A 12,126-nucleotide genomic window follows, 5' to 3' on the forward strand; every position below is an offset into this window, starting at 1 on the left:
CTCCCAGAATGAGCAGAGGGATAAAAGATCCAACGGAGGCTGAGTTATTAGCAGATTCTGGAGCAGCTACCCCCCGAATATCTCCACTCCCGAATTGGTTGGGTCGCAGGAGTTTCTTCTCTGTTGCATAGGCGATAAAGCTAGCAATGGTTCCTCCTGCACCAGGTAAGACTCCAATCAAAAATCCTGAAACACAGCTCCTCAATGAGGTAGCTAGGGAACCTGTAATTTCCTTAAAAGTGATCCACAGGCTTGTTAGCGGCTGCATCTTTGATTGATCACTTTCCTTTTGTCCAAGCATGATAAGAATTTCACTGACAGCAAAAAATCCGATCACAACAACGATGAAGTCAATTCCATCATATAGCTCCATCATTCCGAAGGTCAATCGACTGACACCGGTTGTGGAGTCAATCCCAATTGCAGCAATTGCTAACCCTAAGAACGCCGAAATGATAGCTTTCAGCAAGCTTCCTTGGCTGAAACTTGATAGAGCAATAAATGCGAAGACCATCAAGACTGTGTACTCAGCAGGGCCAAAATTGATCGCAAGTTCAGCTAATTTTGGTGCAAACAAGGCAAGAAAAAAGATGGAGATAGTACCGCCAATGAAAGAAGCGATCGCCGACATAGCAAGTGCTTTTCCACCCAGGCCTTGTTTGGCCATTGCGTAGCCATCAATGGTTGTGACGGCTGCTGCAGATGTGCCTGGAACGTTGAGCAAAATGCTGGAGATGGAGTTCCCGTATTGTGAACCGTAGTAAATGCCTGCGAAAAGGATCATCACGGTAGCTGCTGGAACTTCCAAGGTGTAAACAATTGGAAACAGCACAGCTATGGCGTTGACGGGTCCAATTCCTGGCAACATGCCAATCACGGTTCCAAGGAAAACCCCTAACAAAACAAACAGGATATTTTGAAAAGTGAGGGCAGTTGCAAAGCCCTCAAAGAGTAGTTGGATGGATTCTATGTTTCCTCCTAGCTTTATTTCAGCCAGAGGCCACGACCGAGGGAAATCCCCAGCAGGTGGTCAAAAAGTAGAAGACAGAGGAGAGAAAGGATGACAGAGCAGAGAATGGCCTGCTTCCAATTTGCTCCGAAAAGTTTGGCAACAACAATCATCATGGCAATCATTGCCCCAAGAAACCCAGTGTAGGGTAGGAACACTGAATAAATGATGATCACACCCACAAGAGGTAGTCGCTTACGCCAATCCTCCCAGACTTCGGTTTCAAACTCATGTTGTGTTGGCCTAAGAACTAGTCCAAAACCAAGCAAAACCATTACGGAAGCAACCATATAGATCCAATGATGAGGACCAATATCCCCATTATAGAATCCTACTTGGATGAATTTTCCTGCGTATCCGTAGGCCAAACTAAATCCCAGTATGATCAGGGCAGATAGTCTGTCTGCTCCTCCCTCTCCCCAAGACTTCATTACTTCATAAAGCCAAGATCAGTGGAAATTTGTGCAACTTTTCCAATTTGGCCACCTACAAAGTTCTCAAAATCTTTACCAAAGGATTTGAATGGCGCTAGGCCGTTCTTAGCACTCAGGTCAGCCCATTGGCTTGAATTGGCAACTTTTGTGACAATGTCCACCCACTCGTTGTAGCGAGCATTGGAGATATTTTTGGGTACGTAGAAACCTCGCCAGTTAGCTCCAATCACGTCATACCCTTGCTCCTTGGCTGTTTTTGCTGAAGGAACAGCTGGAATTCGATCTGGAGCGAGGATCGCAAGGATTCGGATATTACCCTTCTTCTCGTATTCTACCAACTCTGAGATGTCACCGGTGAAAGCATCTGCTCGCTTGGAAAGGATTTCCAACATTGCAGTACCACCGTTGTCGAAGGAGATGTAATTGATCGCCTTCAGATCCGAGATTCCAGCTTTGTCAGCCACAATAAGAACTTTCAAGTGATCCCATCCCCCAGCGGAGCTGCCTCCAACAATTGCTGTACGTCGAGGGTTGTCTTTCATTGCTGTGACAAGATCACCCAAGGTTTTGAATTGTGAGTCTTTATGAACAGCAATCGCTCCGTAGTCTGCACCTAGGGCACCAACCCAGCGAACATCAGATGCCTTGAAACCAGAATAAACATTCTGTCCCAGGCGTGCTGCGGTAGCCATACTAGCTGCGACAATCAGATTCTCATCATCACCTCGCTTTGTTACAACGTGGGCATAAGCTTTTCCGCCACCTGCACCAGACATGTTGGTTACCGCCATTGTGCCATCAATTAGGCCCATGTCTCCCATTACTTGTGCAGCTGGTACACGACAAGTAAAATCCCATCCTCCTCCAGCACCTGCCGGCGCGATACATTCGGTATTGCCTGGCTTAGCCATCGCAACCCCAAGCATCGTGGTTGCCGCAATTGCAGTTCCAGTCAAGATTCCCAAAATTGATTGCATTGATTTTCGCATGCCATCCCTCCTAATTTTCGTAACACATGAATTGAAAACGAAGTTACCTCCGTTCCTGATGTCGAAAGTCCTTGGATTCCGTCAATTGTCGGAATTGTCACTTCGACCTAATTGATGCTTCAGGATAAACTCCTTTGCACTTTCGCAGCAAAGAAATATGTTGAACTTCTCTTCAAGTCAATCTTCTGGTTTTAAAATTTTTTGATTCTGTTTCGTGCATACTGTTCATAAAGTTCACAATCAAGCTGAGGAACTGATGCTGCCTAACCCAACACCAAGTTATTCCGGATTTCAAAAATGGATGCCTCGCTCACTTGGAAAAAGGATGTTGTTGTTGATGATGGGTTTGTTGATCCTCTTGGTTTGTGCGACGGGTTTCATTGGGAATCAAATTGTAACAGGAATCCTTAATGAATATATTGGTCGGGTAGCACTAAATGTTTCCCGCTCGGTCTCTCTTTCGCCGATAGTCTATCAGGGACTTATTCAGCTAGAGTCGGATGGGATCCAGAGATACGCTGAAAGTGTCCGGGAGGCAACAGGGGCAAGCTTTGTTGTGGTTGGTGATTATGAAGGCAAACGCTACAGTCACCCTGTACCTGAACGCATTGGTAAGTACATGGTTGGCGGGGATAATGAGAGAGCGCTTGTCCAAGGGCAGTCCTATGTCTCGATTGCCGTTGGAACTCTGGGGCCTTCTCTCCGTGGTAAAGTGCCAATTTTTTCAACCGAAGGAGAAATCCTTGGGGTTGTTTCTGTGGGCTACCTCATCGAGACCGTCCAGGATGTAATCCAACCCTATCAGCAAAGACTTCTTTTCTGGATTCTAGGGTTGTTCGCAGTAGGAACATTAGGAACATGGTTCATTGCACGGGAAGTAAAGCGTTCAATCTTTGGTTTGGAGCCTTACGAGATCGCGGGTCTGTATCGAGAGCGGACAGCGTTGTTGGAGTCGATTCGTGAGGGGATCATTGCAATCAATGAGAAAGGGGATGTGACCGTGATGAATCATCAGGCAGCCCAGATTTTGGGTTTCTCTCCAGAAGATGCCTTGGGACGTCCCATTGAAAAACTGCTGCCAGAAACGAGAATGCTGGAAGTCCTAAAAACAGGTAAAGGGGAGTATGATCAAGAAATGTTGATAGAAGAGGAAGAGGTCGTGGTAAACCGAGTCCCTATTTTGGAACAAGACCATGTGACAGGAGTGGTTTCCAGTTTTCGTCGAGCGCAGGAGATTGACCGACTTGTTCAAGAGTTGACAAGTATTCGAGAATATTCTCAGGCTTTGCGGGCGCAAACACATGAATATTCGAATAAATTACACACTCTTGCAGGGCTGATTCAGATTGGTGCAACGCAAGAGTCACTGGATTTAATCGGCCGTGAGTCTTCAGGTTACAATGCCCTGTTGCGTCAAATTTCTGACCAAATCCATGACCCATTTCTCTCTGCGATCATTGTTGGCAAGTATCATCGGGCTCTGGAACTCAAAACAGAACTGGAGATTGATCCAGAAAGCTCAATGGGAAACATCGGCCACTCCAGTCGCAGTGAGAAAATCATCACAATCATAGGAAATCTGCTAGAAAATGCGCTGGAGGCATCGGCCTTGGTTGAAGGTAGAAAAAAAGTGTCCCTGTCGATGACAGATGTGGGCAATGAGTTGATCTTCGAAATAGAAGATTCTGGACCAGGGATCAGCCAAGAGCAGCAAGAGACAATTTTTGATGAGGGTTTCACAACAAAATCAGGGATGGGACGAGGAATTGGCCTGAGACTCGTGCAGAAAAACCTGATTCAAATTCATGGGCATCTGACGATTGGGAAAAGTTCTTTGGGTGGTGCCCGTTTCACTGCGTACATCCCTAAAACCACTACGAATGACGAAGATGGTCACCAGAGTTCTGATTGCGGATGATGATTCTCGGATTACCGAGATACATCAGCACTACGTCAGTAAATTCGAAGGATTTGAAGTGATTGGCCTATCTAACACTTTGGAAGATACCAAGCTTCAGATTGAAGTAATGGAGCCACAGTTGCTGCTGCTGGATATCTATTTTCCTGACGGCTCAGGGATTGAGTTGCTCAAGGAAATTCGTCTTCGTTCGCAGGCACTGGATATCATTCCAATCACAGCAGCCAAAGAAGTACGTCTGCTTCAGGAAGCCCTTCGAGGAGGAGTCTTTGATTACATTCTAAAGCCCGTGGTGTTTTCTCGTTTTGAACAAACTCTTCGGCGTTATCGCACTCACCATTCCAATCTACAATCCTTGGACAGTCTGAATCAGTCTGATATTGATCGGATTATCCATCAGGAAAAACCTACTGATTCACCGCGAATGGATTCAGGGCTACCCAAGGGAATTGATCCGGTGACTTTAGACAAAATCCTTGAAGAAATGAAAGAGGGCTCAATAATGTTTACGTCAGAAGAAATGGCAGAGCGTGTTGGTGCGAGTCGGACGACTGCACGTCGCTATCTGGAATACCTTGTCAGTCGGGGCAGTGTGGAGGTAGATGTGAGTTATGGTGGAGTTGGCCGTCCAGAGCGCATTTATCGGATGACTCGGTGAAAGGAATTATAAACTTTCATAATAATTAGAGAATTGAGGGTAGTCTCATGTCACTCATACAAGTCCTACCTCAAACACATTCTTCCTGAGGAAAATGAGCAAACGCCTCACACGTGAAGATTATGGAGATTTCACCTCTGTTGATGCTGATTTTCGCCTGAGTTACGGAACAGAAGCTGATCAGTTTGGAGATCTCTATCTGCCTTCTGGAGACGGACCGCATCCTGTAGTGATTCTACTTCATGGAGGCTGCTGGAGAAATCGTTTTGGCCTAGAGCCTTTGGGTCGGGTTGCGGAGTGTCTTCAGCAAATGGGGATAGCAGTTTGGAGCCTGGAGTACCAGCGGCTTGGTCAGGGTGGTGGTTGGCCCACGACGATGCAGGATGTAGCAAGAGGTGCTGACCATTTGCGCTTGCTGGCAAAGATTTATCCGTTGGATCTTGCGCAAGTGATTGCATTGGGTCATTCGGCTGGAGGACACTTGGGCCTCTGGCTTGGAGCTCGTTCTCATTTACCCAGTAGCTCCGAACTTTATTTCCCTGATCCACTTCCACTTAAAGGGATCTTGTCATTGGCAGGAGTAGCTGATCTAGTTCGTGGAGTTGCTTGGAATGTCTGTCAGGGAGCTTGTGCCGAATTGATGGGAGGATCACCTGAGGAGGTTCCTGAGCGCTACCAACAGGCATCTCCCTGCCAAATGGGACCAGTCAAAATACCACAGGTTCACTTGGTTGGAGAATTTGATGAAATTGTCAGTGCGAAAATGGTTCAGGAAGATGTGTTTGAGCTTCGGAAACAAACTGTTGGAATATCAGTAGATTTGGAACTAATTCCTGAAATTGGGCACTTTGAACTGGTGGACCCAACTTCTGCAGCATGGTCAATTGTGGAAAAGGCTATCAAGAAACTGCTGCTTATGATGCGAACAAGCGACGCTCGAAACCAGTTTTTTTCAGCAATGAATGGGAAAAAAGGGGAAAATGCAAAAGTTCCTTAAAGCCTTTGGGTTACTTTGGTAATGGCCTGATTTCTAGTCAGGCGAAGATTTTTCAAAGTGGCTTTAGTTGGTAAAACAACTCCACTTCTGATTTTTTGGAGGGAATGAGAGTAGAGATCTCAGTAGATCCCTGGTGAGTCGGGCCCTAGCTAGGAATTTGGCTTAGATGGCGTAAGCGGCTTTGCGCAGTGAATCCAGATTTTTCTTGTAATCAGCCGGGGTTCCACCCTGAAAGACTGCGGAACCTGCCACAACTACATTGACTCCTGCTTCGACAACTTTTCCAATATTTTCGGGTTTAATCCCTCCATCGACTTCCAGCGCAATCGAACGATCACCGATCATCTCTCGAATTCTTCGGATTTTTCTCAATTGAGATTCCAGAAAAGTTTGTCCTCCAAATCCTGGATTGACACTCATCACCAAAATCAAATCCAGCTTTTCCATCAGATACTCCAATGAGCTTTCAGGAGTTGATGGATTAAGAGAAACTCCAGCTTTCTTACCCATAGACCGAATCTGTTGAAGCGCACGATTAGTATGATGACCCGCCTCCACATGAACGGTGATGACGTCTGCTCCCGCATTGGCAAAAGCTTCGAGGTAGGGATCATATGGTTGAATCATCAAGTGCACATCGAACGGTTTGTCCGTGTAAGGACGGATCGCTTTGACAACATCCGGACCGATCGTCAGATTCGGGACGTAGTGTCCGTCCATTACGTCCACATGAATCCAGTCTGCACCTGCTTCGGATACATCCTGAATTTCTTCACCGAGACGAGCAAAATCAGCGGAAAGAATCGAGGGAGAAAGGGTAATTTCAGGCATACATTTACTGTCTGTATTGGATATCTGCCACGGCAGGATAATTGATCAATTTCAAGACTATTGAATTCTTTTATCCTTGAAAACGAATATTATAAAATATACGGGTCTCAATGAGTTAGTGCAAAAGCAGCCCTAAACGTTCAATGATTTGTTGAGGATTCAGTACTTCGTGAGGTGCTTGCAATTCTACTGCTACTCTTGGCATACCGTAAACGACACAGCTACTTTCTTCTTGGGCAATCGTCCAAGCCCCTTTTTGCCTCATCTGGAGTAACCCGTTTGCTCCATCACTTCCCATACCCGTGAGCAAGATTCCCATGGAATCAATCCCAGCGTTTTGAGCAACGGAATCGAACAGCACATCTACCGAGGGTCTATGCCGATTGACAAGTGAACCAGAATTTAATTTAACGAAATAGCCATAGGCCTCCCGTCTCAATTCCAGGTGTTGATCACCGGGGGACAATAGGGCCAAACCAGGTTCTAACCGATCCCCTGAGACGGCTTCCTTGACTCTGATTTTAGATACTCGATCCAGATTTTTTGCAAAGGAGGTGGTAAAGGCTTTAGGCATATGCTGGACAATCAAGATCCCTGGAGTTTCCGGGGACAATTCCGCAAGAATTTCCCGAAGACTATCGGTCCCACCCGTAGAAGCCCCAAAAGCAATGACATTGGGTGTGTTGGTAATGCGTGGTAGTTTGGTAGCATTTGAACGAATTCGTGTGCCTGGGATTACTTGCTGATGGAATCGTTGTTGAGGAGTTTTGAGCTTTGCTTGTGCGGCAGCTTTCACCTTGTCAGTAATTTGTAGAGCAAGATCTTGAAGTCCAGAACTTACATCAATTCGTGGCTTCTCAATGATTTCAAGAGCTCCCAATTCCAAGGCTTTCATTGCTGTTTCTGAACCCTCTGCAGTGTATGCGCTTACCATAACAACTGGCATTGGTTTGGAAGACATCAGACGTTCTAAGAAGGTCAGTCCGTCCATTTTGGGCATCTCGACGTCCAATGTTAGAACATCAGGTAAGCATTCACTAATTTTTCTTAACCCAATCAGGGCGTCCGGAGCAGTGCCAACGACTTGAATTTCTGGGTCAGTTTCCAAGATCCTGCTGAGAGTATTTCGTGCGATTGCGGAGTCATCAATAATCAGAACACGAATTTTGGGAGGTAACACGGCTCTAACCTTGATTTCAACGGAGCATACTGAGTTGCTCTAATTCATCGGGTGCTAGTAATTGTTCCAAATCAAGGAGAATGACCATTTCTCCTCGAAGATTGGCGAGTCCCTTGACGAACTTAGAGTCTAATTCAGTTGATTCTTCGGGAGTTTCTAAAAGATTTTCTTGCTGCAAATTCACAACATCCACAACAGAATCAACTACTACACCAATCACTTTGCTCTTGATTTGAACAATGATGATGACTGTGAAGGGGCCAGTCTCATATTCAGCCATTTCAAAACGTTTTCGTAGATCCATAATCGGGAGAACCATCCCTCGTAAGTTAATCATCCCCAATAGGAACAATGGCAATCTAGGTACCCTAGTGATGCTCTCCGGATAACTGATGAGTTCACGTACCTGAAGAATTTCGAGTCCATAGGTCTCCTTTCCCAACCGGAAAGTAAGCCACTGTTCTCCATTGTGATGGAGTAGTTGATAATCAAAGTTTTCATCTTCTTCATCTAGAAGACTGAAATTCCCCAGCACATGATGCGGTTGGAAATCCATGAGGCCTCGTTCAGTTCAAAATAGCCGCTACGTCGAGAATAAAACACACCGAACCATCTCCAAGAATTGTTGCACCAGCAATTCCTGGAATATGAACGAAGTGTTCTTCCAGACTCTTGATTACAACAGGCAACTGATCTTCAATGCTATCGACCAATAGACAGTATTTTTGTGTCCCCTGTTGAACAACAATCAACAATCCCTCCTCAGGTTTATCAATAGCCTCCTCGATTTTGAGCCGCTGGTGAAGCCGTACTAGGGGGAGATATTGCCCTCGAATATCAATTAATTCTCCTCGATTTTTAAAGCGTTTCTGCTGATCGGGAAGAGGTCGAAGAGTCTCGGTGACCAACAATAATGGCAACACAAACATTTCTTTACCAACACGAACCAACATCCCTTCAATAATTGCAAGAGAGAGAGGCAGCTTTAGTTTGAGTGCAGTACCTTTCCCAAGTTGGCTGCTGACTTCAATGTTGCCAAGCAACGCCTCAATATCTCTTTTTACAGCATCCATGCCTACACCACGGCCAGAAATCTCTGTGACTTCTGTGGTTGTTGTGAAACCTGGTTGAAATATCAATTGAAGAACTTCCTGTTCGTTTTGCTGGTGATCTGGGGCCACCATTCCAAGTCTACGGCCTGCTTCTAAGATCTTCTGTGGGTCCAGCCCCCGGCCATCATCAGCGATTTCAACTATAACAAACCCCTGTTGTTGAGAAGCCTGTAAGGTTATTGTGCCGGTTGGGTTCTTCCCAGCATCGATTCGATCTGATGGAGTTTCCATCCCATGATCCATGGCATTTCTAAGCAAGTGCATCAGAGGCCCCTGGATCTGCTCAGTGATCGTTTTATCTAGTTCGGTCTCAGCCCCATAAATGTCTAGTTTGATCTGCTTTTGATGGCGGTTGGCAAAATCACGAACCACCCTCTTCATCGGAGAAAAGATTGTCCCAACTGGAATCATACGAACTTGCTGGATCTGATCCTGTAACTCTCTGACTGCTTGTTCATTATCTTCGACAAACTGAAGAAACTGCTCACCCAATTGATCATCAGTAGCCTGGATTGCATCATTAAGGCGTAAGAGTCTAGCTTGTCGGATTACTGTTTCACTGACCAAATTTTGCAACCGATCTAATCTAGAAACCGGAACTCGTACCGTCTGACTGGTTTTTGGGAGTTCTACAACATCAGCTTCCATTAACTCAGGATTTTGGCTTGGTTCAGAATACTCATTTTTCTCATCTTTAGCAGAGATTTGAGCAAGCATGTTTTGGTGAGCTTGTTGAACTTCCTGCTCGTCCTCTGCTGGAGTTTCTATTGCTTCAATCAGAAATTCCGATTGTTCTCCACGATAAAATTCCAGTAGTTGATCAATTTCATCAAGTGGCTTATCGCTGACTAATTTAATACTCCACCAAAGGTGCAATTTTGTGGAATCAAAGTCGGACCAGCTTGGAAAATCACTTGTGTGAGCGATTACTTTCAATTCCCCAAATTGCTGGAGTTGCCGCAACAACATCATTGGCTCTTGCCCAAACTCCAAGCAAACTGGATCAAATTTGAGATGAATTAGGTAAGTGTTGCTTTGTGGTATTGAAGATCTGTTCAGAGGTGTCAGCTCTTCATTCGTCGGCTGCTCTTCAATGAAAGATTCATCTGGGGGAAGATCTGTGGAGTTTTTTTGAACTTTGCTTGAGGAACTATTTGGTGAGCTACTTAATAAGGGATTTAGCAACGAAAGCAAATTATCTCTGCCTTTCAATAGGGTAGAGACAATTTGTGGAGAACTTTTTAGGGTCCCCGATCTAAGCTTGGATAGAATTGCCTCAAACTCGTGTGCTCCATTAGCTAAATCAGTCAGTCCAACCATTGCAGCACCACCTTTGAGGGTGTGAGCGGAGCGAAATAATCGTTGAATTACTTCATAGCTGCTTGGTTCTTCTTCCAGTAAGAGTAGGGAATCCTCAATCTCCTGCAGGAGTTCTTGAGCTTCATCTAAAAATTCCTCTGCCGGTAATGCTTCAAAATTCATTTTTGATTGAATATCTTAACACCATCCCAGTTGGCTGGTGGAGGGTTCTTTCGCATTTCCTGACACCTTTCAGCATAAATAGCAGGAAGCGAATCAAGAGGATGATTTTCAGTAAGTTCGCGAAAAATCTTCTCAGCCTCATCCCATTTCTGAGTTCTGTACAAGCTCAGTGGTTCTTCAAGATTTTCCATCACAGCCCTCTTTGCAGATTGCACATCAGACTTCTCGCTATTAAACAACTCGAAGATAGTAACTGGCTGCTTTCTCCCTTTCACAATTACAAGGTCAATTTCTCTGAACATAAGACCATCTTGTTGATCTCCGAGAGTTTCCAGGGTCTGATCTGAAAAGAGCAAAGAAGTTCCATAGTATTTTGTCAGGCCTTCTAGCCTTGAGGCTAAATTGACTGCATCTCCCAATACGGTGGAATCCATTCTTTCTTCAAATCCAAGTGTTCCAAAAACAACAGGTCCAGTATGTATACCGATTCCAATTGAAATTGGGACTTGTCCTTGCCGCTGACGTTTTTGATTCATGGTCCCCAGCACCTGTAGCATTCCCATCCCGGCATTCAGTGCATTCCTCGCATCATTTGTTGACTGCTCTGTCTTGTCAAAAATAGCCATGACAGCATCCCCAATGAACTTATCGACGAAACCATGATTTACCATGATCGACATGTTCATCATTTTTAGATAATCGTTTAGAAAATCCATCAACTCTTGGGGAGAAAGTGGTTCTGATAAATCTGTAAAAGATCGAATGTCACTGAATAATATGGTCGCCTCATCACTCTCTGCTGTTCCAAAGCGTAAAGACTCCAGTCCCTCAGGTGCGATTCTCTCTAAAAAACCCTTTGGTACAAACTTTTCAAACAGCCGTGTCAACCGATTGGCTGCCTCTGTTTCTGCAAGCTTAAGCTTCGTGGTCTTCAACTCTTGATAAGCCAAGACCTGCTGATCAAAAGCACTCTGCAGTTGTCTATTTAAATCTCTCGATTGATCCTCGGCTCTTTTCATGCGAAGTAAAACCTGAATCCTAGCGATCAACTCATCTGCAGCAAATGGTTTGGGTAAGTAGTCATCCGCAGAAAGTTGAACGAGACCTTGGACAAGGTTCTCTGTTGAGACTTGGGCAGTCAGAAAAAGAACAGGAATGTTTTTCCAGTGGGAATCAGCCTTGAGGATCCGGATGCACTCATCTCCGGTGACATGAGGCATATTCCGGTCGAGGAGGATTAAGTCAGGAAGTTCTTTGGAGGATAGTTTGCTGAGCCAGTGGAGGACCTGCAGTCCATCTTCGTGCTCGACTACCTTAAAAGTTTCTGGGGCAGATTCGAGGACACGGCGAACATGTCCTCGAATACTCCGGGAATCATCAACAATGACTATTGATGAGGTCATTTCAGTATAAACCTGATTCAGCTTTGTGGGAGTAACTAAGCCAGGTCTTCCTTTCGAATTGGGAGTCTCCTCACACGTTTGCCTGTTGCAGCGAACACAGCGTTGGCTACGGC

The 12,126-nt window shown here is 45.3% G+C and carries 11 protein-coding genes; 3 read left to right on the forward strand and 8 right to left on the reverse strand.

Going from position 1 to position 12,126, the window contains the following annotated elements; translation table 11 throughout:
* The 3 genes from P8O70_16660 to P8O70_16670 form a co-directional block, all read right to left on the reverse strand.
* The coding region (locus P8O70_16660; protein MDG2198472.1) for a tripartite tricarboxylate transporter permease at positions 1 to 868 on the reverse strand (868 nt) is incomplete at its 3' end.
* A 116-nt stretch (positions 869 to 984) separates the two neighbouring features.
* On the reverse strand, positions 985 to 1,440 hold the full coding sequence (locus P8O70_16665) for a tripartite tricarboxylate transporter TctB family protein (protein MDG2198473.1): 456 nt from the start codon (positions 1,438 to 1,440) through the stop codon (positions 985 to 987).
* A complete protein-coding gene (locus P8O70_16670) occupies positions 1,440 to 2,432 on the reverse strand; it encodes a tripartite tricarboxylate transporter substrate-binding protein (protein MDG2198474.1) in 993 nt (330 codons plus the stop codon). Before P8O70_16670 ends, P8O70_16665 begins: the two co-directional genes overlap by 1 nt.
* A gap of 256 nt (positions 2,433 to 2,688) precedes the next feature.
* Between P8O70_16670 and P8O70_16675 the strand changes: the two genes are divergently transcribed.
* The 3 genes from P8O70_16675 (at position 2,689) to P8O70_16685 (ending at position 6,005) form a co-directional block, all read left to right on the forward strand.
* Complete coding sequence (locus P8O70_16675) at positions 2,689 to 4,350, forward strand: sensor histidine kinase (GenBank protein ID MDG2198475.1); 1,662 nt, start codon at positions 2,689 to 2,691, stop codon at positions 4,348 to 4,350.
* The gene (locus tag P8O70_16680; GenBank protein MDG2198476.1) at positions 4,322 to 5,008 is read left to right on the forward strand and encodes a response regulator; all 687 of its coding nucleotides are present in this window, start codon (positions 4,322 to 4,324) and stop codon (positions 5,006 to 5,008) included. The genes P8O70_16675 and P8O70_16680 overlap by 29 nt, the downstream gene beginning before the upstream one ends.
* 94 nt (positions 5,009 to 5,102) lie before the next feature.
* Positions 5,103 to 6,005 (forward strand): alpha/beta hydrolase, encoded by a 903-nt coding sequence (locus tag P8O70_16685; GenBank protein MDG2198477.1) that lies wholly within the window; start codon positions 5,103 to 5,105, stop codon positions 6,003 to 6,005.
* A gap of 162 nt (positions 6,006 to 6,167) precedes the next feature.
* Here the strand turns inward: P8O70_16685 and rpe are convergent, their stop codons facing one another.
* From rpe to P8O70_16710, 5 genes are all read right to left on the reverse strand, one after another.
* The gene (gene rpe, locus P8O70_16690; GenBank protein ID MDG2198478.1) at positions 6,168 to 6,836 is read right to left on the reverse strand and encodes a ribulose-phosphate 3-epimerase; all 669 of its coding nucleotides are present in this window, start codon (positions 6,834 to 6,836) and stop codon (positions 6,168 to 6,170) included.
* Positions 6,837 to 6,951: 115 nt separating this feature from the next.
* The gene (locus P8O70_16695; protein ID MDG2198479.1) at positions 6,952 to 8,016 is read right to left on the reverse strand and encodes a chemotaxis response regulator protein-glutamate methylesterase; all 1,065 of its coding nucleotides are present in this window, start codon (positions 8,014 to 8,016) and stop codon (positions 6,952 to 6,954) included.
* 16 nt (positions 8,017 to 8,032) lie between these two features.
* Positions 8,033 to 8,572, reverse strand: coding sequence for a chemotaxis protein CheW (locus P8O70_16700; GenBank protein MDG2198480.1), 540 nt, complete (start codon positions 8,570 to 8,572; stop codon positions 8,033 to 8,035).
* A gap of 10 nt (positions 8,573 to 8,582) precedes the next feature.
* The gene (locus tag P8O70_16705; protein ID MDG2198481.1) at positions 8,583 to 10,610 is read right to left on the reverse strand and encodes a chemotaxis protein CheA; all 2,028 of its coding nucleotides are present in this window, start codon (positions 10,608 to 10,610) and stop codon (positions 8,583 to 8,585) included.
* Positions 10,607 to 12,126, reverse strand: a 1,520-nt coding sequence (locus P8O70_16710) for an adenylate/guanylate cyclase domain-containing protein (protein MDG2198482.1), incomplete at its 5' end; no start/stop codon positions are given. The genes P8O70_16710 and P8O70_16705, both read right to left, overlap by 4 nt.

The organism is SAR324 cluster bacterium, from assembly GCA_029245725.1.
Taxonomy (GTDB): Bacteria; SAR324; SAR324; order SAR324; family NAC60-12; genus JCVI-SCAAA005.